The following is a 25,873-nucleotide window of genomic DNA, read 5'->3' on the forward strand; positions in this document are numbered from 1 at the left end:
GCTCAGTTCGACTCCGGTGCGCGCTTCACCTTGACGAAGCGGTCCGAGAGGCGACGCATCCGGATCATCAGCGCCGACGTGGGGCTGACGCTGCCGTCGAGGTAGGTGCCCAGCTCCTCGGGCGCGACCCCGATGCGCGACGCGAATTCCTGCTCGTCCAGGCCCGACCGGTCGATCAGCAGCCGGATGTGGCGGGCGACCTCCGCGCGTTCGTTGGCCTCCAGGTGGGTGCGGGCGCGCTCCAGCACCTCCCACAGCGCTTTGGAGATGCCGTAGGGGCGGGTCCCCTCGAGGACCTCTTCAACCTGGCGCGCGGTCCGCCCGTAGGGGTCGCGTTTCAGTGCGGCGGCGATGCGCTTCCAGGTGGCGATGTCGCCGCCCTGCAGCGCCGAGCGGATCGCGGACGTCGGCCAGAACTCCACCGGCTGCTCGGAATCCTGGAAGGACGCGGGCGAGCCGGCGTCGGGCCCGCGCTCTTCGCCGGCGGGCCGCTGGGGTGGCGGTGCGGGGCGCCGGTCGGGTGCCAACGTCACCTCGCCTCCTCCAGCATCGCTACGGCCACCGACAGGCAGCGCGCTCTGACCTCGTCCCAGTCCGCCTTGACGTCGGGCTCCGACGACTGGTCGTCACTGAAATCGGAAGGATGCGGATCCGCGAGCTGCCGGACCAACTGGGTGGCCATCCATTCCTGCCTGGGTGTTTGACAACAGTAATACCTGTCCATGCCCGCCAGCACCACAGCGGCGGTCTCCGGCTCCACCGTTTCCACCATGTCAGCAAAGTCGGCGTAATCGCGGCTGCTGTTACGGCACATGATCAGGTAGCCCTTGAGGCGCAACGCCTCCGCGCCCGTTGGGACCAGCAGCCGATCACCCGTCGGCAACTGCACGTGGGTGGTCTCCACCGGGCTGCGCCGCTCGTAGGCCGGACCCGCCCCGGTCTTCGAGGCCCCCGTCTGCAGCGCGTCGATGGCGACCGACAACCGCCCCCGCCACAGCGTGACCGGGTGCACCGGCCGGTCGCCGGCGATGGCGCGGGCGATGCCGTTGCGCGACGCCAGACCGCCCACCAGCTTCTTGGCGGCCGAGTGGCCGTTGGTGGCGGTCTTGGCCGCGGCTCCCACGGCCACCGGGCTCGTCGGGACCCCCGCGCTGTCGTCGTCGATGTTGACCTGGTGGGGGATCTGCCCGGGGCCCAGGCCGCGGCTTCCCGTAATGCCTTGCGTCACTTTGCCATTGCGCCCGCACCCGGTGAAGGCGAGCGGGTCGGCCACACAGATGGCGTCGGGCGCCAAATGCTTGAGCTTGGCCGCGGACTTGAGCACCATTCGCAGGTCGGCGCTGGGCGCCGTCAGCGCCGAGATGTCGTCGGGGATCACCACGACGTCGCCGAGGTCGACCTCCGGCAGCGGGCGGTCGAAGTCGACCGACGGCAGCACGCGGCGCAGCCAGCCGGGCAGCCACCAGTTCCACTGGGCGAACATCGCCATCAAAGCGGGCACCAGGACCAGCCGCACCACCGTCGCGTCGACGGCGATCGCGACGGCGCACGCCACCCCGATCTCCGCGACCAGCGGCATGCCGGCGAACGCGAAGCCGATGAACACCGCGATCATGATCAGCGCGGCGCTGGTGATGGTGCGGGCGCTGGTGCTCACGCCGTGGGCGACCGCGTCGCGGGTGTTGCCGGAGTGCAGGAAGCGTTCCCGGATGCGGGCGAGCAGGAAGATTTCGTAGTCCATCGACAGCCCGAACGTCATCGCCAGCACCAGCGGCGGAACCGTGCTGTCGATCGAGCTGATGTGGCTGAACCCGAGGTCCTGCAACCAGCCCCACTGGAAGACCATCACCAGGCTGCCGTAGGCCGCGGCGACCGACAGCAACGTCATCAGCACGCCCTTGAACGCCAGGAACACCGAGTGCACGGAGATCAGCAGCATCACGAACGCGATCAGCGCCACGAACAGCAGCACCAGCGGCTCGGTCCGCGACACCCGGTCGTCGAAGTCCTTGATCAGCGCCGTCGGGCCGCCGACGTCCACCCGCGCCGTCCCCAAACCGGGAACCTGGGGCAGTTGGGTGCGCATCCAACCGACGGTGTCGCGGGCCTTCATGTCCTCGGGGTCGACGGTCAGCACCGCCGACACCAGGGCGCTGTTGTTGTCCTCGGCGAACTGCGGCGGCGACACCGACACGATGTTGGGGGCCTGCGTCATCCGCTCGCGGACCGCGGCGACGGTCCGGCTGTGCTCGGGTGAGGATGCGCCGCCGTCGGGGAAGCTGACCAGCACGCTGACCGGGCCCAGCGCGCCGGGCCCGAGCGCCTGGGCGGCCGCGCCGACCCCGGCGCGGATTTCGTGGGACGAGTCGAACTGGCGCAGCAGGCTGTTGCCCAGCACCATCGACGCCGCCGGCGCGGCCATGACGATGAGCACCAGCGACGCCGCCATCGCCGCGGCCCACGGGCGGCGCATGACGAAGCCGATCCACCGGTTCCAGAACCGCGACTGCGTGCCTTCCGGCTGCCGGGACCAGTGCAGCAAGGCCGACCGCTTGGCCGCGGCCCGGCCGAAGGTCGCCAGCGCCGCCGGGGTCAGGGTGGCCGAGGTCAGCATCGCCACCGCGACGGCCAGGATCGCCCCGGTGGCCATCGACTTCAGCGCCGGGGTGTTGATGATGTAAATGCCGGTGAGCGACGCGATCACCGTCATCCCGGACAGCACCACCGCCAGACCCGAGGTGGCCATCGCCGCGTCGACGGCCTCGTTCGGCTGGCGGCCCGTGCGCAGTTCCTCGCGGAAGCGCATGAGGATGAACAGCGAATAGTCGACGGCGAGCGCGATGCCGAACATCGAGACCGTCGACGTCACGAACACCGACATCGTCGTGTACGCCGACAGCAAATAGACCAGCCCCATCGTCACGACCACCGTGCAGACGCCCAGGGCGAGCGGGATCGTCGCGGCGGCCAGCGAGCCGAACACGGCCAGCAGGACGATCAGGATGATCGGCAGGTTCCACTTTTCGGCGGCGGCGATGTCGTGCTTGGTGTTGGCCGCGGCGGCGGCGGACAGCGCGCCCTGCCCGATGACGTAGAGCCGCACCCGGCCGTCGGCGGTCTGGCCGGACTGGTCGTCCTTGATGCCCACCTTGTGGCGCAGCTGCTTGGCGAGGTCGCTGGTGCCGGCGTTGCGGGCGTCCAGCCGCAGCGACACCACGTACGGCCGGTCGGGCTGCGGCGGCCGCTGCGTGGGGTTGGGCACCTCCGTCACGCCGGGGAACTCGCCGGCGATCCGGCGCAGCAGCGCGACGGCGTCGTTGATGTCGGAGTAACTCGCGTCCGGGCGGGGGGCCGCCACCAGCGCCAGCGAGGATGCGCCCTGGTCGTGGTAGAGGTCCTCGAGCTGGTCGTGGACCGCCAGCGACTGGGAGCCGGCCACTTCGAAACCGCCGCCGGTGAGGTTTCCCGACTGCGTCATCGCGAGATAGACCGCGGGCACCAATGCCAGCAGCCAGCCTGTGAAGACCAACCAGCGGTACTTACGCAGGCTGCGGCTGAGGCGCATCATGAACTGCTGGATTTCTTGCTCCCCGGGTTCTCGCGCAGTGCGGTCAGGCGAGAATACCGCAGGAGGCTGTGGATTATGTCGGCTTATCTGGTTCCTGAGCTGCAAAGACACCGTTGTTGCCAAGATGCTGCGCAGTCGTTGTGAACCGGTGATCAAGCGGGATCTATGGCAATATGGCGGATGGCCGCGCGTGGGGCGGGGGATTTCGCCGCGAAAGAGCCGTCTATTGCAACCGAATTGCGAGGCGTCCCGCAGTGCGCGCGAACTTTGAGGAGAGATCCATGACGATCGCAATCAGGCGCCGCCTCCTGGCGGGGGTGATCGCCACCGCCGCGCCCGCCGCCGCCATCGCTCTGCTGGCCGGACCGCCCGCGACGGGTGCCAACGACCCGTGCGCGGCCAGTGAGGTCGCGCGGACGATCGGCTCGGTCTCCAAGTCGATGGGCGACTACCTGGACTCGCACCCGGAGACCAACCAGGCGATGACCACGATGCTGCAGCAGCAGGCGGGGCCGCAGTCGTTCACCGGGCTGAAGTCCTACTTCGAGGCCAATCCCAAGGTCGCCGGCGACATGACGTCGATCGCGCAGCCGCTGACCAACCTGTCGATGCAGTGCAAGCTGCCGATCACCATTCCGCAGGCGATGGGCATGATGCAGCAGGCGCAGGGCGCCGCGGGCGCGCTGCCGATGGGCGGCACCGGTTCCCCGGCGGGCGCTCCGCCGGCGGCGGGTGCATCGCCGGCCGCGGGCGGCGCGCTGCTGCCCGGAGTCACCGTGGGCGGTGCGCCGAAGCCGAATAACGCCGGCTGATAACTGTCTGCGCCTCGACTCGGCGTTGAGTGTGAAGCCTGGGCTTCGATTGTGAGTCGTGGGCGGCCAAACGCGCCCGGATGCCGCCCTGCGCTCACACCGAAAGCCGTGCGTTCACAATCGACGGGCCGACGAGCCGAAAGGGCCGACGAGCCCCGGGTCGCGGCTCGTCGTCGGGTGTGAAGCTGGGCTTCGATTGTGAATCGTGGGCGGCGAAACGCGCCCGGGTGCCGCCCTACGCTCACACCGAAAGCCGTGCGTTCACAATCGACGGGCCGAACGGGCCGACAAGGGCGAAAGCCGGCCCCGCGCTTACGGATTCGGCTCGGGCGGTAGCGGGCCCTGCAGGGCGGTTTCGGTCGGGTCGGCGGACGGTTCGGTTCCGGGGCCGTCGCGCATGACGGGCAGCGGGCCGGTGATGGGTTCGTCGTCAGAGCCCGAGCCGGAGTCGGCGTTTTCGGTGCGGAACACGAAGAAGAACACCACCCAGCCGACGGCCGCGATGAACAACCAGCTGATCAGCCGGTAGATGAGCATGGCCGAAATCGCGCTGGGCAACGACATCCCGCTGGAGACGAGGCCGGGCACCAGCACCGCCTCGACGACCAGCAGTCCACCCGGCATCAGCGGTATCGTGCCCACGGCGCGGGCGGCCGCGTACGCGACCGTCAATCCGGCGACCGACGCGTGGTCGCCGGCGGCGTAGGCCGCGAACCCGAGGCAGGCCACGTCGGCGATCCAGTTGAACATCGACCAGCCGAACGCCACCCCCAGGTCGCGACGGCCCAGGCTCACCGACTCGAGTTGCATGAGCGTCTCGCGCCACTTGTCCAGGCCGGTGTCCGTCGGCTTGCCGCGAATCGAGTTGGCCCAGGCCAAAACCCGGCTGCCGATGCCCTCGATCAGCTCCGGGCGCGACGCCACCGCCTGGGCCAGCAGCAGCAACGCGACGAAGCCGCCGAGCGTGAACAGCAGGGAGAACGGGTTGTTCTTGGCGCCCAGGAAGAAGGCCCCGCCCAGGCCGAGCAGCGCCAGCCCGACGGCCTGTAGCACGCCCGACATCACCAACTGCCACGAGGCCACCACCGCGGAGGCGCCCCAGAGCCGCTGCTGACGGAACAGGAACGTCGCCGACAGCACCGGCCCGCCGGGCAGCGTGGTGCTCAGCGAGTTGGCGGCGTAGAACGCCGCCTCCGAGCGCAACTGCTTGACGTTGACCCCGGCCGATCTCAGCAGGGTCCGCTGGATCTGGGCGAAGCTGTGCATCGACGCGGCCGCCGCCAGCACAGACGCGATCAGCCACCACCAGTTGGCCGAGTTCAGACTCATCCACGCCTTGGCCAGCTGGTCCCAGCCGAGCGCGATCTCGACAGCAAGCACGATCGCGACGATGCCGAGGATCACCCAGCGGACCCACCAGTACTTGCCGCGCGGGGTGCGCCCGGGCGTCAAGTCCAGCTTGGAAAGGGGTGCGTCGTGCGACACGTGCTTTAGGGTAACCGCGCAGGTGGCGCGGGCAGCGGGGTGCGGCTCCGACCGTGTCTGGGACGTTCTGGGGTCGTAACCGGATCGTGCCGACCGCCGGGCTGAAACGGCGCCCGCGTGAGGCCGCGACGCGCACCGGCGCCGGATAGGCTGACCAGATGCCGGCAAACCTTGGCCACACCGTCGGGGCCTCAGATGACGCAGCGGTCGAACCCCTGGTCCGCAAGGCCGCTGCGTGGTCGTGGCGTTTGCTGGTCATCCTGGCCGCGGCGGTCGCGCTGCTCTGGGTCGTGAAGAAGCTCGAAGTCATCGTCGTCCCGGTGTTGCTGGCGCTGATGATCAGCGCTTTGCTGGTCCCGGCGGTCGACTGGATCGACAAAAGGGGCCTGCCGCGCGGGGCCGCCGTGACCCTGGTGCTGCTGAGCGGGTTCGCGATCCTGGGCGGCATCCTGACATTCGTCATCCTGCAGTTCGTCTACGGCCTGCCGGACCTGACCGACCAGGTGACCCGCAGCATCGACTCCACCCGGCGATGGCTGATCGAGGGGCCGCTACACCTGCGCGGCGAACAGATCTCCAGCGCGGGCGACGCCGCGATCCAGGCGCTGCACAACAACCAGTCCAAGCTGACCAGCGGCGCGCTGTCCACGGCGGCGACGATCACCGAACTGGTCACCGCCGCGGTGTTGACGCTGTTCACCCTGATTTTCTTTCTCTACGGCGGGCGCAACATCTGGCAATACGTCACCAAGATCTTCCCCACCCACGCGCGTGACCGGGTGCGCGAGGCCGGCTCCGCCGGGTACGCGTCGCTGATCGGTTACGTGCGGGCCACCTTCCTGGTCGCCCTGACCGACGCGGCCGGCGTCGGGACCGGGCTGGCGATCATGGGCATCCCGCTGGCGCTGCCGCTGGCCTCGCTGGTGTTTCTGGGCGCCTTCATCCCACTGATCGGTGCGCTGATTTCGGGCCTGCTGGCCGTGGTGGTGGCCCTGCTGGCCAAGGGCATCGTCTACGCGCTGATCACGCTGGGTTTGCTGATTGCGGTGAACCAAATGGAGGCTCATTTGCTGCAGCCGCTCGTGATGGGCCGCGCGGTCTCCATCCATCCGCTCGCGGTGGTGCTGGCCATCTCGACGGGCGGCGTGCTCGCCGGCATCGTCGGCGCCCTCCTGGCCGTCCCGACGGTCGCGTTCCTGAACAACGCGATACAGGTGCTGCTGGCCCGGAATCCGGAAGCGGAGGCCGAAAAACAGGCCGAGGAAGATGAGGACGACGAGGTCGGGGTGGTCGTCCAGGCCAAACCGGACCGTCCGGAAACCGAAACCGACTGAGCGCTACAGCCGTCCCTCGCGGCGCAGCAGATCCTGCGCGCTGACGGCCCCGCCGCCCCCGCCGCCACGGCGGCGCTGACGCGGGTTGTCGCCGTTCTCGCCACCGTCGCCGTTATCGCCTTGACCGCGCGCGTTGAGCTGCTGGGAGGCCGCCTCGGAGTCCCCGGCGTCGGACCGCATGACCGGAAGCGCCGCGGTCGGGTCGGCCGGGTCGTTGCCGGGAACCGGGATGGCCCGGGTCTGGCCACTGGACGGGGTCGGGGGCGCCGGAGGTCGCGGCGCGGGCTGGGCCGGGCCCGTCCCGCGCGCGTCGGCGGGCGGCGCGTTGCCCGGCGTCGCGAGTCGCGAAGTGGTGGCTTCCGTCGGCTGGCGCGGCGCGGCCTGCAGGCGTGCGGTGCTGGCGCCGGAGGGCGCGCCGGCGGCCGGTTCCCGCGCGGGCCTGGGCTCCGGTGGGCCGGCCGGCCGCGCGGGCCGCGGCGGTTCCAGCGCGCCGGGGTGGGTGGGGTCGTGCGGCGCGCGCGACGGCGCGGCCACCAGGCTGGCCGCCGAGACCGGGGGCCGGGCGGGCCGCCCGTTGAGGTTGGGCCGCTTGCGCTCGTCGGGCAGGTCGATCTCGCCCAGCCCGAGCTTGTTCTGCAGGCGCCGGGCCCAGCGCGGGGCCCACCAGCAGTCGTCGCCGAGCAGCTTCATCACCGAGGGCACCAGGAACATGCGGACCACGGTCGCGTCCAGCAGCAGCGCCGCCATCAAGCCGAACGCGAGGTACTTCATCAGCACCAGGTCGGAGAACACGAACGACGCGGCGACCACGGCGAGCACCAGCGCGGCGGCCGTGATCAGGCGCCCGGTGGTCGCGGTGCCGATCCGGATGGCCTCCGCGGTGGACATGCCGCGCTCGCGGGCCTCGACCATGCGGGACACCAGGAACACCTCGTAGTCGGTGGCCAGGCCGAAACCGACCGCGACCACCAGCGCGATGAGGACCACCATCAACGGTGTCGGGGTGAAGTTCAGCAGGGTCGCGAAGTGCCCGTCGACGAAAATCCACGTCAGGATCCCCAGCGTGGACCCGAGCGTCAGTGCGCTCATCACCACGGCCTTGATCGGCAGGACGAACGAGCCGAAGGCCAGGAACATCAGCACCGTCGTGGCGCCGAGCAGCAACACCAGCATCAGCGGCGCCTGGTCGAACAGGCTGTGGATGCTGTCCTGCTCTAGGGCGGGCGTGCCGCCGACCAGGAGCTTGAGTCCCTTCGGCGGGTTTATCGCCCGCAGTTCGTCGATCTTTTTGGCGGCGTCATTGCGGTTGGACAACCCGTTCTGGATCACCCGCACCGAGTCGTCCTTGGGCTGCGTCGTCCCGTTCGGGCCGTTGACGCAGGGGTTGCCGGCGATGGTCGGGCACGCCCGCTCCTGCCAGGTCTTGTCGGTGAACCCCGTGATCGGCGCGAGCCTGTTGCGGATGTCGGCGACCTGCTGATCGGTGACCTTGGTGTGGTTGTCGCTCTGGATCACGACCGTCAGCTGCTCGGTGCGGTAGCCGGGGAACAGCTTGTCGAAGTGCTCCTGCGCCAGGCGCACCGAATTGTCCGGCGGCAGGTATTTCTCGCTCATGCCGCCGAACGACAGGTTGCCCAGGGGGATGACCAGCAGGATCATGCCGACGGCGATCGGGATGGCGAAGGCCAGCGGGCGCTTCATCACGAAGTTGACCAGCTTGCCCCAGAAGCCGGCCTCGACCTCTTCGCGGGTCTTGGTCTTCTGCAGCCGGTCGGCGAGCCAGTTGAGGTAGGCGCGCGAGTACTTCCAGTTGCGCAGGAAGGGCACACGGAACGCGGTGCGCACCCCGAGGGCGTCGACGTGGCGGCCGAGGATGCCCAGGCAGGCCGGCAGCAGGGTGATCGACAGCAGCGCCGCGAGTCCCACCGCGGCGAAGATCGCGTAGGTCAACGACTTCACGAAGCCCTGCGGCAACACCAGCAGGCTGGCGCTGGAGGCGATGATCAGCACCGCCGAGAAGGTGACGGTGCGCCCGGCCGTCATGACCGTGCGTCGCACCGCGGCCTCGGTGTCGTAGCCCTCGGCGATCTCCTCCCGGAACCGGCTCACCACGAAAAGCCCATAGTCGATGGCGATACCGAGACCGATCAGCGAGACCACCGGCTGGGCGAAAAAGTGCACCGGCCCGAACATCGCGGCGAACCGCAGGATGCCCAGCGCGCCCGCGATGCTCAGTCCGCCCACGATGGCCGGCAGACCCGCCGCGATCGCCCCCCCGAACACCAGGAACAGCACCACGGTCACCGCCGGCAGCGCCAGCACCTCCATGCGGCGCTGGTCGGTGGCGATCGTGCCGGTCAACGCGTTGGCGATAGGCTCGAGGCCCGCCAATTCGACCTTGCCGCCGTTGAGCTTTTGCAGGTCGGGTTCGACGTCCTTGTAGTTGTTGAGGATGGTGTCGTCGTCGTCTCCCTTGAGCGGGATGGACACGAACGTGTGCTTCTTGTCCTCGGTCGCCATCCCCTTGATCAGCGGGGGCGCGTCGGCGGGATTGGACACCGCCAGCCAGCCGGCCCAGCCGACGACCTGGTCGGGGTGGTCGTTCTTGAACTTGTTGAGCTCGTCGACGATCTTCTGATGCCACGCCGGGTCGTCGACCGTCGTTCCGTCGGGGGGAGTGAAGGTGGCGACGATGTGGCTGGTGCGGTCGCGGCCGTAGGTCTGGTCGCCCAACACCGAGGCCTTGACCGACTGGCTGCCTGCGTCGTAGTAACCGCTCTGCGTGACGTGCTTACCCAGGCTCATCCCGAAGATGCCGCCCCCGAGGCACAGGGCCACCATGACCCCGATCACGATGTACCGGTAGCGGTACACGGTTCGACCCCACCAGGCGAACACGTAAGCTCCTTACTGGATCAGTAGCGACCCGCGGATTGGTTTCCCAGTCTCACACACGCGTGGTCAACAAGGCGGACAGCGGCCGGAACGGCTGCAGCCATGCCCCCTGGTCAGGCAGCGAATCCAGGCCGATCCGCGGCAATGGCTCCCGGAACACACCCGCGATGTCTTCCAGGTCGACGAAGTCCAAGGTATCCGACGCTAGCGCCCAACTCGCATGTTCGCGAAATCCGATCACTTGCACGGACACCCCGGAGCGTGCGATTTCCTCCAGCGGTTGGCGGAAGGCCTGGCCGTCGGCCGAAGCCACCACCAGCGCCGCGAGCCCCTCCCGGTGCCGCTGCGCGATGTGGGCGAGCATGTCGCGGTCGACGTCGCTGTCCTCGTCGATCTTCGGCTTGGCGAACACCGCGAAACCCACGTTGCGCAATGCGTCCACCCACGGCCGGACGACGTCGGCGCTGCCCGGGGCGATGTTGGTGAAGACGGTGGCCTCGGGCTCGATCACGACGCCCGGGCGGGCGGAGCTGACCTCCGCGGTGCGGGCCAGCAGCCAGCGGCCCAGGGCGTCGAACCGCGGGCGTTCCAGGGCGGTGGGGCGGCGGCCCAGGATGGAGCCGAGTCCCATGTCCAGGTTGGGGGCGTCCCAGACGAGCAAGACGCGTCCGGCCGGTGGCGCAAAGCTACTCAGGCCTTCGGCCGACAGCACCGCCGGCGAAGCTGGCGCGTGCATGGGTGCTGCTTCTGATGTCGCGGCTTCTTCCGTCAGGCTCATCCTTTTGCCTTTTCCAGCTTTTGCCAGATGAATTCGTTCACAACACTGCCCGCGTCGCGGGCCTTGGACTCGTACTTGGTGGTGGGGCGCGCGACGGAGATCGGCAGTCGGCTATCCGGGTCGACCCGGTGCAGCCGCGGTTCGCCCATGCCGACCTCGCCGATGTGCTCGGCGTAACCGGGATGGTCCGTCGCCGCGTGCAGGACACCACCGGGGAGTAGCCGGTCGGCGATCAGACCAATCGTGCCCGGTTGCAGGAAGCGGCGCTTGTGGTGACGGGCCTTGGGCCAGGGATCGGGAAAGAAGACGCGGACGCCGGTGAGTGAGCCCGGCGCGATCAGGTCCAGCACGTCGATGGCGTTCCCCCGGATCAACCGGATGTTGCCGACCCCCTCGCGCTCGATCGCGCTGAGCAGCTGCGCCAGGCCGCGCCGGTAGATCTCCACCGCGATGACGTCGACGTGAGGCTCGTCCTTGGCCATTGCCAGCGTGGATGTGCCGCTGCCGCAACCAATTTCGAGCACGACGGGTGCCTCACGACCGAACCACGCGCGGGTGTCCAGTTGCTGCGGTCGTTCGTCGGGCCCGACGGTGAGACCCAGCTCGGGCCACAGTCGCTCCCAGGTCTCGCGCTGCGCGCCCGACAACGCGGACCGCCGCGAGCGGAAGCTCGAGGCGGGCAGGTGGCGCGGTTCGGGGGCGGGGACCATGGCCCCTCCAGTGTCCAGGCCCGTGTCGTGGTCCCCCTCCGCCGGCGCGTCGGGACACGTCCCGACCCCGGGTAGCGCATGCATTTGTCCATCGTGGCGCATGAATCGCCGATGTAGCCGCCCCAGGTCCAGATTGATACCCAACAGTTGCCTTGGACTGATAGCGGGCGAACGGTGGCTCGCATCTCGGTGACGCAGATGCCACCATTCGATAGGTTTCGCCTCCGGCGGGCGGACCGGACGGTGACCGACAGCGACGGCAGGAGGCCAGGCATTTTCGTCGACGAGCTGGCGCGCTTTGCCGCCGACCGCGCCGACCCGCGGGTGACCGCGGTCGCCGAGCGGGCGGGCGCGCCGTTGCGGCTGGCCGTCCGCGGACGCCGCGGCGTGGGCCGCGCCACCGTCGCGCGCGCCCTGGGCCACGCGCCGGGGGTCTCGGTGTGCGATGACGCCGGGGCGGTCGACGTGGTCGTTTACGTCCTCACCGAGGTCGTCAAGCCCGAAGATGCCGCGGACGTCGAGGCGATCCGCGCGGCCGGGCGTCCCGTCCTGGCGGTGCTGAACAAGGCGGACCTGGCCATGCTGAACTCCGCGCACACGCGCCGCGCGGAGTTCGCCGCGCGCCTGCGGGCGCCCGTCGAGCCGATGAGCGGATTGCTCGCGGTCGCCGCGCACGACGGCCTGGACGCGGGGCATTGGGCGGCGCTGCGCGCCATCGTTGCCGATCCGGGCGGCGCCACCTGCCTCGACGGCTCGTTCGCCGGCTTCCTGGCCGCCGGCCTTCCGGTGCCCACCGACGCGCGGCTGCGCCTGCTGGACAGCCTGGACGTGTTCGGCGCCGCCCTGTGCGTCGCCGCGCTGCGGCGCGGCGCGACGCCCGCGCAGGTCCGCGCGCTGCTGCGCCGGATCAGCGGGGTGGACGCCGTCCTGGACAGGATCGCGGTCGTCGGCGCGGAGGCGCGCTACCGCCGGGTGCTGCGGGCCGTCGCGGAACTGGAGGCCCTGGCGGTCTCGCACGACGAAACCATCGGCGACTTCCTGGCCCGCGACGACACCGTGGTCGCCCGCATGGCGGCCGCCGTCGACCTCGCCGAGGCCGCGGGGCTCGAGCCCGTCGGCGACGACGATCCGGCCGCGCACCTTCCCCGCGCGCGGCGCTGGCGGCGCTACGGTTCGGGCCCGGTCAGCGCGCTGCACCGCGCCGGCGCCGCGGACATCACCCGGGGATCGCTGCGGCTGTGGTCGCAGGCCCAGGCACCGGGAGGGGCTCGATGAGCGCCGAGGATCCGGTCGTCGAGGTGGACGCGCTGGTCGCCGCGATCGGGCCGCGGCTGGACGCGCCCGCCGTCAACCGCCGCGACGTGGTGTTGGTGACCGGTCCGTGGCTGGCCGGCGTCACCGCGGTGGTCGCGGCGCTGCGCGAACGGGTGCCGCAGCACAAGTTCGTCGAGTCCACGGACCTGGGACCGGGCGACGGGCCGATGGCGGTGGTGTTCGTGGTGTCGGCGGCCGCGGAGCTGACCGGATCGGACTGTGCGCTGCTGGACGCCGCCGCCGACCACACCGACGTGGTGGTCGGGGTGGTGTCCAAGATCGACGTGCACCGCAACTGGCGCGAGGTCCTCACCGCCAACCGCGAAACCCTGGCCGCGCACGCGCCGCGCTACGGCCGGGTGGCCTGGGTCGGTGCGGCGGCCCGGCCCGACCTCGGCGCGCCGGACATCGACGACCTGGTGCAGACCGTCGCGACGCAACTCGACGATCCCGGCATTCCGCGGCGAAATCGGTTGCGCGCGTGGGAATCCCGTTTGAAGAACGTCGCACAGCGGTTCGACCGTGACGCCGAGGGCGCCGGCCGGCGGGCGCGGGTCGACGCACTGCGCGAGGAGCGCAGCGCGGCCCTGCGGCAGCGGCGCCAGGCCAAAACCGAGCGGACGATCACGCTGCGCGGCCAGATCCAGCAGGCCCGGGTCCAGCTGTCCTACTTCGCGCGCAACCGGTGTTCGTCGGTGCGCAGCGAGCTGCAAGAGGACGCCGCCGGACTGTCGCGGCGGAAGATGGCCGGCTTCGAGGAGCATGCCCGCGCCCGGGTCGACGAGGTGGTGACCGAGGTGAGCGAGGGAACCGCCACCCACCTCGCCGACGTCGCGCAGGTGCTGGGGGTGCCGGTGGCGCTGCCCGACGCGGAGCAGCTGCCCACGGTCGAGGTCCCGCCGCCGCCGCTGAAATCCCGGCGGCACGAAACCTGGCTGATGCTGTTGCTGGGCGCCGGGTTCGGGCTCGGCGTGGCCCTGACGCTCAGCCGGCTGGTCGGCGGGCTGACCTCCCGGCTGAGCCCCGCGCTGGCGATCGTCGGGGCCGTGGGATGCGTGGCGATCGGGCTGGCCGTCACGTTCGTGGTCGTCCACATCCGCGGCCTGCTGCACGACCGCGCGTTGCTGGACCGGTGGGCCGGCGAGGTGACCTCGTCGCTGCGCTCGGCGGTGGAGGAGCTGGTGGCCACCCGGGTGCTGGTCGCCGAGTCGGTGCTCAGCACCGCGCTGATCGCCCGGGACGAGGCCGAGAACACCCAGGTGTCCGATCAGGTCTCCGCCATCGACAGCGAACTTCGCGAGCACGCGATCGCCGCGGCACGGGCCGCGGCGGCGCGGGACCGGGAGATGCCGACGGTGCAGGCGGCGCTGGATGCGGTGCGTGCAGAACTGGGAGAACCGGGTATACCTCCACCCGACGACTCTGCCGAGGACGCGGGCGGGGACGAAACGGAAAAACCGGCTTCAAGGAGCGCGGATGGCGATGCCGACTGACGCTCGGCGCGGGCTTCTGAATCGTTGTTGTGAGAAGGCTTATACCCGCCCGAGACCTCCCCGACAAGGCGATCACGATAACCTGTAGTTAACGCCACCATGTAAACAGTTGTGTGGGCGCAGCCATAGCAAGACACCAAGGCAGTCACGTAAAGGCAACACCGCAACCACGAGCCGAGTTAGCAGGCAGAAGAAACCAGGAGAGTTCGATGACTTCAGCGACCGTTCCGGGTCTGGACACCGCGCCGACGAAACACCAGGGGCTGTTGTCATGGGTGGAGGAGGTCGCCGAGCTCACCCAGCCGGACCGGGTGGTCTTCGCTGACGGTTCCGACGAGGAATTCGAGCGGCTGTGCACGCAACTGGTCGAGGCGGGCACGTTCACCAAGCTGAACGAGAAAAAGCACCCCAATTCCTACCTGGCGTTGTCCGACCCGTCCGACGTGGCGCGGGTCGAGTCGCGGACCTTCATCTGCTCCGAGCGCGAGATCGACGCCGGCCCCACCAACAACTGGATGGACCCCGCCGAGATGCGATCCACCCTGAACGACCTCTACCGCGGCTGCATGCGCGGCCGCACGATGTACGTGGTGCCGTTCTGCATGGGCCCGCTGGGCGCCGAGGACCCGAAGCTGGGCGTGGAGATCACCGACTCCGCCTACGTCGTCGTCTCCATGCGCACCATGACCCGGATGGGCAAGGCCGCGCTGGACAAGATGGGCACCGACGGATTCTTCGTCAAGGCGCTGCACTCGGTGGGGGCGCCGCTCGAGGACGGCCAGGCTGACGTGCCGTGGCCGTGCAACGACACCAAATACATCACGCACTTCCCGGAGACCCGGGAGATCATGAGCTACGGCTCGGGCTACGGCGGCAACGCGCTGTTGGGCAAGAAGTGCTACTCGCTGCGCATCGCCTCGGCGATGGCCCACGACGAGGGCTGGCTGGCCGAGCACATGCTGATCCTCAAGCTGATCTCCCCGGAGAACAAGGCGTACTACTTCGCCGCCGCGTTCCCGTCGGCGTGCGGCAAGACCAACCTGGCCATGCTGCAGCCGACCATCCCCGGCTGGCGCGCCGAGACCCTGGGCGACGACATCGCCTGGATGCGGTTCGGCAAGGACGGCCGGCTGTACGCGGTCAACCCCGAGTTCGGTTTCTTCGGGGTCGCGCCGGGCACCAACTGGAAGTCCAACCCCAACGCGATGCGCACCATCGAGGCGGGCAACACCGTGTTCACCAACGTGGCGCTCACCGACGACAACGACGTGTGGTGGGAAGGCCTGGAGGGCGAGCCCGACCACCTGATCGACTGGAAGGGCAACGACTGGATCCTGCGCGAGACGGACACCAAAGCGGCGCACCCGAACTCGCGGTACTGCACCCCGATGTCGCAGTGCCCGATCCTGGCGCCGGAGTGGGACGACCCGCAGGGCGTGCCGATCTCGGGGATCCTGTTCGGCGCGCGCCGCAAGACGACGGTGCCGCTGGTGACCGAGGCCCGCGACTGGCAGCACGGCGTGTTCATGGGCGCCACCATGGGCAGCGAGCAGACCGCCGCCGCCGAGGGCAAAGTCGGCACCGTGCGCCGCGACCCGATGGCCATGCTGCCGTTCCTGGGCTACCACGTCGGTGACTACTTCCAGCACTGGCTCGACCTGGGCAAGAACTCCGACGAGTCCAAGATGCCGAAGGTGTTCTTCGTCAACTGGTTCCGCCGCGGCGACAAGGGCGAGTTCCTGTGGCCGGGCTTCGGCGAGAACAGCCGGGTGCTGAAGTGGATCGTCGACCGCATCGAGCACCAGGCCGGCGGCCAGGACACCCCGATCGGCGTCGTGCCTACCGCGGGGGATCTGGACCTGGACGGCCTCGACGTCGAGGCCGAGGACGTCAACCGGGCGCTGGCGGTCAACGCCGCCGAGTGGCGCGAAGAGCTGCCGTTGATCGAGGAGTGGTTCGAGTTCATCGGCGAGAAGCTGCCCACCGGCGTGCGCGACGAGTTCGAGGCGCTCAAGCAGCGCCTGGCCGAGGCCGACTAGCGCCACGCTTTTGGGTGTGAACTCACGGCTTTGATTGTGAGCTGGTGGCGGCCGTTCGGCGATTTCGCCGCCCAGGATTCACACCCAAAGCCCAGGATTCACACCCAAACCTGAACGTCTGCCCCAACACGGGGAGCGCCAGCTCTTTGTAGGCCATTTCATGGCCGTCGGTGCACCGCCCATTTTGTACGGGGTTGTACAATCTCGCCATGGCTTCGGGCAGCATTCCGGTATCTGAACTGCGAGAGCAGTTGGCGGCGGTGGTCGACAACCTCGCCGCGCACGGCAAGGCCGTCAAGCTCACGCGACACGGTCAACCGATCGCCGTGCTGATGGGCTACGACGCATTCGAGAAGCTACTCGACGATCTCGACGACGCAGACGATTACCGGGCGCTGGCCGAACACGACGAGGCCGAAGACCGCGACACGATTCCCTGGGAACTGGTCAAGCACGATCTCGGCATCGCGTGACTTGTCAGGTCCGTAAGACCTGCCGTGTTCAACGGGCCATCGACGCGATTGAGAAGCGGGACCGTCTTCGCATCGAAGGTGTCGTCACTCTGCTCGCCGACATCCCTCGGCCACCGAAGGCGACAAAACTGGTCGGTTATCGCAATCGCTGGCGAGTGCGCGCGGGCGATTACCGCATTCTGTACGAAATTGAAGACGACATCCTAACCATTCTTGTCATCCGCGTAGCACATCGGCGCGAGGTGTACCGCGACCCTTAACCCCGACACCTTGACACCCGTCAACTTCGCACATCGTAGAGTTCTGCGCATGCAGATTCGCGAGCACGCCGTCGCTCACCCCGACAAACCCGTCGTCATACTCCACCCGTCGGGGACGGTGGTCACCTTCGGCGACATGGAAGCGCGCGCCAACCGGCTGGCGCACTACTTCCGGCGGGCCGGCCTGGTCGAGGGCGACGCCATCGCGATCCTCATGGAGAACAACGAGCACATCCACGCGGTGATGTGGGCGGCGCGGCGCAGCGGCCTGTACTTCGTGCCGATCAACACCCATCTGACCGCGGCGGAGGCCGCCTACATCGTCGACAACAGCGCCGCCAAGGCGATCATCGGCTCGGCGGCGCTGCGCAAGACGTGCGAGAACCTGGGCGAGCACTCCCCCGCAAGCGGGAGGTGCCCCCAGCCCGGCGGCCTGCCCGACCTGTTGCTGATCGCCGACGACGATCTCGACGGCTGGGCGCGCTACCCGGAATGCGTTGCCGATCAACCCGATACGCCGATCGCCGACGAGGTCGAGGGCGACCTGCTGCAGTATTCGTCGGGTACCACCGGGCGGCCCAAGGGCATCAAGCGCGAACTGCCGCACGTCCCGCCGGCCGACGCGCCGGGCATGATGTCGGCGCTGGTGCAGTTCTGGATGAACCCCGAGGCGATCTACCTGAGCCCGGCCCCGTTGTATCACACCGCGCCGTCGGTGTGGTCGATGACCACACAGGCGGGCGGGATCACCACGGTGGTGCTGGAGAAGTTCGACGCCGAGGGCTGCCTGGACGCCATCCAGCGCTACCGGGTCACCCACGCCCAGTTCGTCCCGGCCCACTTCACCCGCATGCTGAAATTGCCTGCGGCCGTGCGCAATTCGTACGACGTGTCGTCGCTGCAGCGGGTGATGCACGCGGCGGCGCCCTGCCCGGTGGAGATCAAGCAGCAGATGATCGAGTGGTGGGGACCGATCGTCGACGAGTACTACGCCTCCTCCGAGGCGCACGGGTCGACGCTGATCAGCGCCGAGGAGTGGTTGGCCCACCCGGGTTCGGTCGGCAAGCCGATGGCGTGCGTGGTGCACATCCTCGACGAGAACGGCAACGAACTGCCCCCGGGCCAACCCGGCGAGATCTACTTCGAGGGCGGCAACGCGTTCGAGTACCTCAACGACCCGGACAAGACGGCCTCCTCGCGCGACACGCACGGCTGGGCGACCGTCGGCGACGTCGGCTACCTCGACGAGGAGGGCTACCTCTACCTCACCGACCGCCGCCACCACATGATCATCTCCGGCGGGGTGAACATTTACCCGCAGGAAGCCGAGAACCTGCTCGTCACCCACCCGAAGGTGCTGGACGCGGCCGTGTTCGGCATCCCCGACGACGAAATGGGCCAGAGCGTCAAGGCCGTCGTGCAGACCGTCGACCCGGCCGACGCGACGGACGAGTTCGCCGACGAGATGCTGGTGTGGCTGCGGGATCGCCTGTCGCACTACAAGTGTCCGCGGTCGATCTCCTTCGAGGCGCAGCTGCCGCGCACCGACACCGGCAAGCTCTACAAGGGCGAGCTGGTGAAGAAGTATTCCGGGTGACCCTGCGCGTCGTCGACCTGACGGAGCCGCCCCCGGCGGGCGAGACTACGCCGACCGGCGTGGTGATCGCGGCGGGCCCGGTTGCCGGAGCGCCCGAATACTGGCTGCAGCACGCAACTTTCACGATCACCGAAGAATCCACCGGCGACCGCCGGGCGATCACGGTGGACTCGGTCCCCGAGGCCCTGGCCGAGCTGGTGCGGCGCTGTGAGCGCTGGCCGCACGCCAGCACCGTGTGCGACGACGTGCTGCGGTCGGTCGATCCCGACGGCCCGACGCCGGCGGGGGTGGTGACCGAGTCCCTGGCCTACTCGACGTTGCAGGCCGGCCCGGAGTTTGCGCGCTGGCTGGCCGAACGCGGCCCGGCGCGCGTGCCGGAGATCGCCGACCCGGTGCTGGCCCGGCGCGACGGCGACACGCTGCGCATCGAATTCAACCGCCCGCAACGGCACAACGCGTTCTCCACCGATGCGCGGGCCGCGCTACTCGAGGCGTTGGCCGTCGCGCAGCTGGACCCGTCGGTGACTGCGATCGTGTTGAGCGGCAACGGCCCGTCGTTCTGCAGCGGCGGCGACCTCGCGGAGTTCGGCACCTTCGCCGACCCGGCGAGCGCGCACCTCGCCCGCACCCGCCACAGCCCCGCCCTGGCGCTCGACGCGCTGACGTCAAGGCTTGGAAGGTCGTGCCGCGCCGAGGTGCACGGCAGGGTGCTGGGCAGCGGGCTCGAGATGGCGGCGTTCTGCGGATGGGTTGTGGCACACGAGGATTCGGTGTTCGGACTACCGGAGCTGGGCCTCGGGCTGATCCCCGGCGCCGGCGGCACCGTGAGCGTCACCCGCCGGATCGGGCGGTGGCGCACCGCGTACCTGGTGCTGTCCGGGCGCACGATCGGCGCCGACACCGCGCGGGCGTGGGGGCTGGTGGACGCGACTTACGTTGGCGCCCAACCGGATACTCAGTAGCCCGAGAACGTGGTGCTCGTCGTGGACGGGATGCTCGAGACGATCGCCGCGAACATCGCGAACCACAGGATGACGCCGATGACATAGGCGGCCACGCCGACGACCGCGCCGATGATGGCCCATTTCTTGGCGTTGTCGGCCGCGGCCTGCGCCTCGCCGTAGCGCCCTTGGACCCACAGCCCGGAGACCTTCGTGGAGTAGACGATCGAGACGATCCCGAACGGCAGGCAGCACAGGACCGTGACCAGGATCGCCCAGACGAGGTAGTTGTCCGGCTCGTCGGGCGGCGGCCAACCCGGCTGCGGGGCCGGATAACCCGGCTGCGGGGGCGGGTAGCCGGGCGGCGGTTGCTGCCAGGCCGGTGGCTGGGGTTGTTGCCATTCGGGGGAACCCTCGTACGGCCCTGGGGGATAACTCATGGCCACCGCCCTTCCGTGGTTCCCATGGGGTCCGGCAAATATACAGCAGGACACCGGCGCCGGGCGGGCTATTCGCGGCTACACGCCGCCCCGGGCGACCAGCTGCTCGGCGATCACGTTGCGCTGGATCTCGTTTGTGCCCTCGCCGACGATCATCAGCGGCGCGTCGCGGAAGTAGCGTTCGACGTCGTACTCGGTGGAGTAGCCGTAGCCGCCATGGATGCGCACGGCGTTCAGCGCGATCTCCATCGCGGTCTCGGAGGCGAACAGCTTGGCCATCCCGGCCTCCATGTCGCAGCGCTCGCCGCTGTCGTAGCGCTCGGCGGCATACCGGGTGAGCTGACGCGCGGCGGTGAGCTTGGTCGCCATGTCGGCCAGGTAGTTACCGACGGACTGATGTTTCCAGATCGGCTTCCCGAAGCTCTCCCGCTGCCGGGCGTAGGTCAACGCGTCCTCGAGCGCCGCCGTCGCCACCCCCAGCGCCCGCGCGGCCACCTGGATGCGGCCCGTCTCGAGGCCCTTCATCATCTGCGCGAAGCCTTCGCCCACCCGGCCGCCCAGCACGGCCGACGCCGGGACGCGGAAGTCGTCGAAGGACAGCTCGCAGGACTCGACGCCCTTGTAGCCCAGCTTGGGCAGGTCCCGCGAGACCGTCAGCCCCGGGCCGTGTTCGACGAGCACGATCGAGATGCCCTTGTGCCGCGGCGTGGCGTTGGGGTCCGTCTTGCACAGCAGCGCAATCAATCCCGAGCGGCGCGCGTTGGAAATCCACGTCTTGGAACCGTTGATCACCAAACTGTCGCCGTCTGGTGCGGCGGTCGTCGTCATGCTCTGCAGGTCCGAACCGCCGCCGGGCTCCGTCAGCGCCATCGTCGCGCGCACCTCGCCCGTGGCCATCGACGGCAGGTAGGCCCGCTTCTGCTCCTCGGTGCCGAACAGTGCCAGCAGCTTGGCCACCACGGTGTGCCCGCCCATGGCGCCCGCCAGGCTCATCCAGCCGCGGGCCAACTCCTCGGTGACGCGCACGTAGCAGGGCATCGACACCGGCGACCCGCCGTACTCCTCGGGAACGGCCAGCCCGTAGATGCCGATCCGCTTCATCTGGTCGATCCACGCCTCGGGGTAGGCGTTGGCGTGCTCGATCTCGCGCACGGCGGGCTTGACGTCGCGGTCGATGAAGGCCCGCACCGTGGCGATCAGCATGTCTTCTTCTTCGTTCACGTGTGCCATATTGGCCCCGTGACTTTTGCGCGCGTACGCGAGGGCGGCCCTTACTTCGACGACCTGTCGACCGGGCAGGTCTTCGACTGGGCACCGGCGATGACGCTGTCGGCCGGAATGGCCGCCGGGCACCAGGCCATCGTGGGCGATCGGCTGCGGCTGTCCCTGGACGCCGACCTGTGTGCCGCGGTGACCGGGGCGCCGGGTCCGCTGGCCCATCCCGCCCTGGTGTGCGACGTGGCGATCGGGCAGTCGACGCTGGCCACCCAGCGGGTCAGGGCCAACCTGTTCTACCGCGGCCTGACGTTTCACCGCTTCCCGGTCATCGGCGACTCCCTGTACACCCGCACCGAAGTGGTTGGGCTGCGGGCGAATTCGCCCAAGCCGGGGCGGGCGCCGACGGGACTGGCGGCGCTGCGGATGATCACCATCGACCAGGCCGACCGGTTGGTGCTCGACTTCTACCGGTGCGCCATGCTGCCGGCCGGCCCGGACTGGGATCCCGACGGGGCGCCCGGCGACGACCTGTCGGCGATCGGCGCCGACGTGCCCGGCCCGGCCCACGATCCCACCGAGCACTGGGACGCCGACGCGTTCCGAAACAAGGTGCCGGGGCCGCATTTCGACCCAGGCCTGGCCGGCGCGGTGCTGCGCAGCACCGGGGACGTGGTCACCAGCGCACCCGAGCTCGCGCGGCTCACGCTGAACATCGCTGCGGTGCACCATGATTCGCGCGTCAGCGGGCGCCGGCTCGTCTACGGCGGCCACACCATCGGGCTGGCGCTCGCGCAGGCCAGCCGGCTGTTGCCGAACCTGGTGACGGTGCTGGGGTGGGAGTCCTGCGATCACACCGGCCCGGTGCACGAGGGCGACACCGTGTACAGCGAGTTGCACGTGGAGACGGCCCGGGCGAGCGACCGCGGGGGCGTGCTGGGGCTGCGGTCGGTGGTCTACGCGGCCGGCGAATTCGATGGCCAGCCCGACCGGCCGGTGCTGGACTGGCGGTTCAGCGCGCTGCAGTTCTAGCCACGCGCACAATGGTGGGCGTGAGCTCGGCCGTGTCGAAGTGGGGTAGCAGCGGGCTGGCGTATCTGACCGGGCCGCCCGACGGCCCGCCCGACTTCTCCCGCGCCAACGTGCTGGCCCGCGCCGACGAGGTGGCCGCGGCCGCCGGGCGCGCGCTGGGCATCGCCGTCGACGCGGCCGAGCTGCTGGCCGGGCGGGCCGGGTTGCTCGCCCTGGCGCGGGGCGGCCGGGTGTCGGCCGGCGGCGCCACCCGGTTGCTGGCGGCCTCCGACAGCTGGTGCGCGATCACGCTCTCGCGCCCCGACGACGTCGCCGCCGTCCCCGCGCTGCTGGAGGCCGACGACGTCCCCGCCGACCCCTGGCCGGCGCTGCAGCGGTGGGCGGCAACGCGTTCGGTGCCCGCGATCGTCGAGCGCGCGGTCCTGCTGGACATCCCGGCGGCGGGCCTCGGCGAGGCCGCGCCCCGCCCGCCGCGGATCGACCGGCTCGGCCCGACCGCGTCCGCGCGCGAGCCGGCCGGCCTGCTGGTGGCCGACCTGTCATCGATGTGGGCCGGGCCGCTGTGCGGGCAGCTTTTGGCCCGCGCCGGGGCCCGGGTCGTCAAGGTCGAAAGCCCACGCCGGCCGGACGGCACCCGGGGCGGCGACCCCGCCTTCGTCGACTGGATCAACGGGCAAAAGCTTTCCTACTGCGTGGATTTCGACGAACGGGCCGGCGCGGTGCGCGAGCTGCTCGCGGTCGCCGACGTCGTGATCGAGGGGTCGCGCCCCGCCGCGCTACCGCGGCGCGGCCTGGGACCGCGCGACATCGCGCCCCGGGCGGGCCGGGTCTGGCTGCAAATCACCGGCCACGACGACCCCAGGCCGGCGTTCGGGGACGACGCCGCCGTGGCCGGCGGGCTTGTCGGTACGGGGCCGGTGTTCTGCGGCGACGCCATCGCCGACCCGCTGACGGGGCTGGAGGCGGCCCTGGCCGTGGCCGGCTCGCTCGGGCGCGGCGGCGGCGAACTGATCCACCTGTCGATGGCGGCCGTCGCCGCGAGCTACGCGGCGCTGCCGACGGTGGCGCCGGTCTCGGGCATCGCGGCGAGGCCGCCGCGGGCGCCGTCGCCCTCGCGGCCGGCCCCCGGCCTGGGCGCCGACAACGACGCGGTGCGCCGGCTGGTCTCCGAAAGGAGTTGCCTGCCGTGCTGATTCACCGCGCCGCCCTGTTGGACGGCCGGACGGTGGACATCCGGGTCGGCGCCCAGATCGAGGAGGTGGGTGACGATCTGGTGGCCAGGCCCGGGGAGGGTGTGCTCTACGCCGGCGGCGGGGCGGTGCTGCCGGGGCTGCACGACCACCACGTGCACCTGCGTTCGGCGGCGTCGGCGCTGAACTCGTTCTTCGTCGGCCCGCCCGGCGTCACCACCAAAGACCAACTGGCCCAACTACTCTCGAACGCCACCCCGGGGCCCGACGGGTGGATCCGCGCCGTCGGCTATCACGAGTCGGTGGCCGGGGAGCTGGACCGCACCGCCCTCGACGCCGTCGTGCGCAACGTCCCGGTGCGCATCCAGCACCGCAGCGGTGCGTTGTGGATGCTCAACTCCGAGGCGCTGGGCCGCGTCGGCCTGGCCGAGCACCCCGACGGGCGGCTGCGCAGCGCCGACCGCGGCTGGTCGGACGCCCTGCAGCAGCGCGAGACCGACCTGGCCGAACTCGGCCGCTGCATCACCGCGACCGGCGTCACCGGCGTCACCGACGCCACCCCCGATCTCGGCGCCGACGACATGGTGTCGCTCATGGTGGCCCACCGCCGCGGCGAGTTCCGGCCGCGGCCAAGCTTTTTGGCGCCGGGCAAGAAGATCCTGCACGACGACCGCCTCGACCTGGACGCCCTGACGGCCTGGATCGCCGGCCAGCACGGCGACGGCCGCCCGGTCGCGGTGCACTGCGTGACCGCGGCCCAGCTCGTGGTGACCATCGCGGCCCTGCGCGCGGCCGGCAGCCACCCGCGGGACCGCATCGAACACGCCGCCGTGGTGCCCGACGACAACGTCGGCGACCTCGCCGAGCTCGGGGCCACGGTGGTGACCCAGCCCAACTTCGTCGCCGAGCGCGGCGACCAGTACCTCGCCGACGTCCCCGCCGCGGAGCACGGCGAGCTGTGGCGGGTCGCCTCGCTGCTGGACGCGGCGGTGCCGGTGGCGCTGTCCACCGACATGCCGTTCGGCCACGGCGACCCGTGGACGGCGATGCGCGCCGCGGTCTACCGCACCACGCCCAGCGGCGCCGTCCTCGGCAAGCGCGAATGCGTCTCGGCGGCAAAGGCTTTGACGATGTTTTTGGGATGGCCGGATGACCCGGCGCGCCCGCGGACCGTCGCAATCGGGCAGCCGGGGGACCTCTGCGTGCTGACGGAGCCACCGGCGACGGCGCTGGCCGAGCTGGACGCCGGCATGGTGGCGGCCACCGTCATCGGCGGCGAGCTCGTCTACTTCGCGATGTGACCCAGCGCGGCGCGCAAGCCGTCGCATTGGCTGTCGAAAAACCCCTGTGACACTCGGGCTTTGGGGGCCACCGCGTCGAAGCCGTGAAAGGCGCCCGGAATCACCTCCACCTGGCACGGCACCCCGGCCTCGGTCAGCCGCCGGGCGTAGGCCAGGTCCTCGTCGTGGAACAGGTCGTGCGTCCCGACACCGATCCAGGCCGGCGGCAGCCCGCCCAGGTCGTCGCGGCGGCCCGGAACGGCGACCCGCGGGTCGGCGCCGCCGAGGTAGGCCGCCCACCCGAACCGGTTGCTGCGGGTGCTCCACAACCGGTGGTTCGGGTCGGCGGCGGCGGCCGAGCTACGGTCGTCCAGCATCGGGTACGCCAGCACCTGGAACACCGGGCTGACCTCGCCGCGGTCCCGGGCCAGCAGCGCCAGCGCCGCCGCCAGGCCGCCGCCGGCGCTGGCGCCGCCGATCGCCACCCGGTCACGATCCACCGCGGGCAAACCGGTCAGCCAGGTGAGCACCGAGTAGCAGTCCTCCAGCGGCACGGGATACGGATGTTCGGGCGCCAGGCGGTATTCCACCGACGCGACCGTCACTCCCAGCCTCGAGCTGAACCGGCGGCACAGCCGGTCGTCCTGGCGGGCGGTGCCCATCACGTAGCCGCCGCCGTGAATCCACACCAGCGCGGGGCCGGGCTCGGCCACGCCGGCGGGCCGGAACAGCCGCACGCCGGCCCCCGACTCCAGGGTGATCACCTCGACGCCGGGTGCGTCGCGGTCGCGGTTGCGCTTCTCGCCGACCGCGCTGAGGGCCCGCAGCACCGGCAGGCTCCGGGGCCCGATCAAATGCCGCGGGGCGAGGCGGGCGGTGCGGCGCAGGTCGGGGTGGACGGTGTCGTTCGGCATCGGGCCAGTATCCATCCGGTGCGGCCCGGGCCCGGGCGGGGTTAGCCGATCGCCGATCGGGGTATCGATCGGGTTGATCGAAATGCTGGTCAATCCCGTGGAC

The 25,873-nt window shown here is 70.3% G+C and carries 21 protein-coding genes; 12 read left to right on the forward strand and 9 right to left on the reverse strand.

From position 1 onward, the window contains the following. Window positions 1-2: 2 nt before the first annotated feature. Both AC5Y4Z_RS22645 and AC5Y4Z_RS22650 read right to left on the reverse strand, forming a co-directional pair. On the reverse strand, window positions 3-533 hold the full coding sequence (locus AC5Y4Z_RS22645) for an XRE family transcriptional regulator (protein WP_499967154.1): 531 nt from the start codon (window positions 531-533) through the stop codon (window positions 3-5). Further along, entirely contained in the window at window positions 530-3,568 is a 3,039-nt protein-coding gene (locus AC5Y4Z_RS22650; RefSeq protein ID WP_499967155.1) for an MMPL family transporter, read from the reverse strand. The genes AC5Y4Z_RS22645 and AC5Y4Z_RS22650 overlap by 4 nt, the downstream gene beginning before the upstream one ends. Window positions 3,569-3,849: 281 nt before the next feature. Here AC5Y4Z_RS22650 and AC5Y4Z_RS22655 point away from each other — a divergent pair, with 281 nt between their 5' ends. Then, window positions 3,850-4,380 carry a hemophore gene (locus tag AC5Y4Z_RS22655; RefSeq protein WP_499967156.1) on the forward strand — a complete coding sequence of 177 codons (531 nt, stop codon included), beginning with the start codon at window positions 3,850-3,852 and terminating at the stop codon, window positions 4,378-4,380. A 312-nt stretch (window positions 4,381-4,692) separates the two neighbouring features. Here the strand turns inward: AC5Y4Z_RS22655 and AC5Y4Z_RS22660 are convergent, their stop codons facing one another. Further along, complete coding sequence (locus tag AC5Y4Z_RS22660) at window positions 4,693-5,865, reverse strand: lysylphosphatidylglycerol synthase transmembrane domain-containing protein (RefSeq protein WP_499967157.1); 1,173 nt, start codon at window positions 5,863-5,865, stop codon at window positions 4,693-4,695. Window positions 5,866-6,023: 158 nt separating this feature from the next. Here AC5Y4Z_RS22660 and AC5Y4Z_RS22665 point away from each other — a divergent pair, with 158 nt between their 5' ends. Then, window positions 6,024-7,199 (forward strand): AI-2E family transporter, encoded by a 1,176-nt coding sequence (locus tag AC5Y4Z_RS22665; protein WP_499967158.1) that lies wholly within the window; start codon window positions 6,024-6,026, stop codon window positions 7,197-7,199. A 3-nt stretch (window positions 7,200-7,202) separates the two neighbouring features. Here AC5Y4Z_RS22665 and mmpL3 read toward each other — a convergent pair whose 3' ends face one another. The 3 genes from mmpL3 to trmB are packed head-to-tail and all read right to left on the reverse strand — an operon-like array spanning window position 7,203 to window position 11,684. Beyond that, the gene (gene mmpL3 / locus AC5Y4Z_RS22670; RefSeq protein ID WP_499967159.1) at window positions 7,203-10,097 is read right to left on the reverse strand and encodes a trehalose monomycolate exporter MmpL3; all 2,895 of its coding nucleotides are present in this window, start codon (window positions 10,095-10,097) and stop codon (window positions 7,203-7,205) included. Window positions 10,098-10,146: 49 nt separating this feature from the next. Beyond that, on the reverse strand, window positions 10,147-10,872 hold the full coding sequence (locus tag AC5Y4Z_RS22675; RefSeq protein ID WP_499967160.1) for an NYN domain-containing protein: 726 nt from the start codon (window positions 10,870-10,872) through the stop codon (window positions 10,147-10,149). Continuing rightward, entirely contained in the window at window positions 10,869-11,684 is an 816-nt protein-coding gene (gene trmB, locus AC5Y4Z_RS22680) for a tRNA (guanosine(46)-N7)-methyltransferase TrmB (RefSeq protein WP_499967161.1), read from the reverse strand. The genes AC5Y4Z_RS22675 and trmB overlap by 4 nt, the downstream gene beginning before the upstream one ends. A 141-nt stretch (window positions 11,685-11,825) precedes the next feature. Between trmB and AC5Y4Z_RS22685 the strand changes: the two genes are divergently transcribed. The 7 genes from AC5Y4Z_RS22685 (at window position 11,826) to AC5Y4Z_RS22715 (ending at window position 19,720) form a co-directional block, all read left to right on the forward strand. Next, entirely contained in the window at window positions 11,826-12,857 is a 1,032-nt protein-coding gene (locus AC5Y4Z_RS22685; protein ID WP_499967162.1) for a hypothetical protein, read from the forward strand. Next, on the forward strand, window positions 12,854-14,389 hold the full coding sequence (locus AC5Y4Z_RS22690; protein ID WP_499967163.1) for a hypothetical protein: 1,536 nt from the start codon (window positions 12,854-12,856) through the stop codon (window positions 14,387-14,389). The genes AC5Y4Z_RS22685 and AC5Y4Z_RS22690 overlap by 4 nt, the downstream gene beginning before the upstream one ends. A gap of 209 nt (window positions 14,390-14,598) precedes the next feature. Next, window positions 14,599-16,428, forward strand: coding sequence for a phosphoenolpyruvate carboxykinase (GTP) (locus tag AC5Y4Z_RS22695; protein ID WP_499967164.1), 1,830 nt, complete (start codon window positions 14,599-14,601; stop codon window positions 16,426-16,428). Between the two features lie 209 nt (window positions 16,429-16,637). Continuing rightward, window positions 16,638-16,901 (forward strand): type II toxin-antitoxin system Phd/YefM family antitoxin, encoded by a 264-nt coding sequence (locus AC5Y4Z_RS22700; protein WP_499967165.1) that lies wholly within the window; start codon window positions 16,638-16,640, stop codon window positions 16,899-16,901. After that, entirely contained in the window at window positions 16,898-17,161 is a 264-nt protein-coding gene (locus tag AC5Y4Z_RS22705; RefSeq protein WP_499967166.1) for a type II toxin-antitoxin system RelE family toxin, read from the forward strand. Before AC5Y4Z_RS22700 ends, AC5Y4Z_RS22705 begins: the two co-directional genes overlap by 4 nt. A gap of 49 nt (window positions 17,162-17,210) precedes the next feature. Next, complete coding sequence (gene fadD4 / locus AC5Y4Z_RS22710) at window positions 17,211-18,758, forward strand: fatty-acid--CoA ligase FadD4 (RefSeq protein ID WP_499967167.1); 1,548 nt, start codon at window positions 17,211-17,213, stop codon at window positions 18,756-18,758. Between the two features lie 2 nt (window positions 18,759-18,760). Further along, entirely contained in the window at window positions 18,761-19,720 is a 960-nt protein-coding gene (locus AC5Y4Z_RS22715) for an enoyl-CoA hydratase/isomerase family protein (RefSeq protein WP_499967307.1), read from the forward strand. On the opposite strand, the gene AC5Y4Z_RS22720 is transcribed toward AC5Y4Z_RS22715, so the two are convergent. Further along, entirely contained in the window at window positions 19,714-20,139 is a 426-nt protein-coding gene (locus AC5Y4Z_RS22720; protein WP_499967168.1) for a CD225/dispanin family protein, read from the reverse strand. The genes AC5Y4Z_RS22715 and AC5Y4Z_RS22720 overlap by 7 nt on opposite strands. A gap of 78 nt (window positions 20,140-20,217) precedes the next feature. Continuing rightward, a complete protein-coding gene (locus AC5Y4Z_RS22725) occupies window positions 20,218-21,360 on the reverse strand; it encodes an acyl-CoA dehydrogenase family protein (protein WP_499967169.1) in 1,143 nt (380 codons plus the stop codon). 18 nt (window positions 21,361-21,378) lie between these two features. Between AC5Y4Z_RS22725 and AC5Y4Z_RS22730 the strand changes: the two genes are divergently transcribed. The 3 genes from AC5Y4Z_RS22730 to AC5Y4Z_RS22740 are packed head-to-tail and all read left to right on the forward strand — an operon-like array spanning window position 21,379 to window position 24,877. Beyond that, the gene (locus AC5Y4Z_RS22730) at window positions 21,379-22,386 is read left to right on the forward strand and encodes a MaoC family dehydratase (RefSeq protein ID WP_499967170.1); all 1,008 of its coding nucleotides are present in this window, start codon (window positions 21,379-21,381) and stop codon (window positions 22,384-22,386) included. Between the two features lie 11 nt (window positions 22,387-22,397). Further along, a complete protein-coding gene (locus AC5Y4Z_RS22735) occupies window positions 22,398-23,579 on the forward strand; it encodes a CoA transferase (RefSeq protein ID WP_499967171.1) in 1,182 nt (393 codons plus the stop codon). Then, window positions 23,573-24,877, forward strand: coding sequence for an amidohydrolase family protein (locus AC5Y4Z_RS22740; RefSeq protein ID WP_499967172.1), 1,305 nt, complete (start codon window positions 23,573-23,575; stop codon window positions 24,875-24,877). Before AC5Y4Z_RS22735 ends, AC5Y4Z_RS22740 begins: the two co-directional genes overlap by 7 nt. On the opposite strand, the gene AC5Y4Z_RS22745 is transcribed toward AC5Y4Z_RS22740, so the two are convergent. Further along, window positions 24,862-25,770, reverse strand: a complete 909-nt coding sequence (locus AC5Y4Z_RS22745) for an alpha/beta hydrolase (protein ID WP_499967173.1) — start codon at window positions 25,768-25,770, stop codon at window positions 24,862-24,864. The two genes, AC5Y4Z_RS22740 and AC5Y4Z_RS22745, sit on opposite strands and share 16 nt — an antisense overlap. Window positions 25,771-25,873: the final 103 nt, after the last annotated feature.

Source organism: Mycobacterium sp. NGS63 (genome assembly GCF_059812295.1).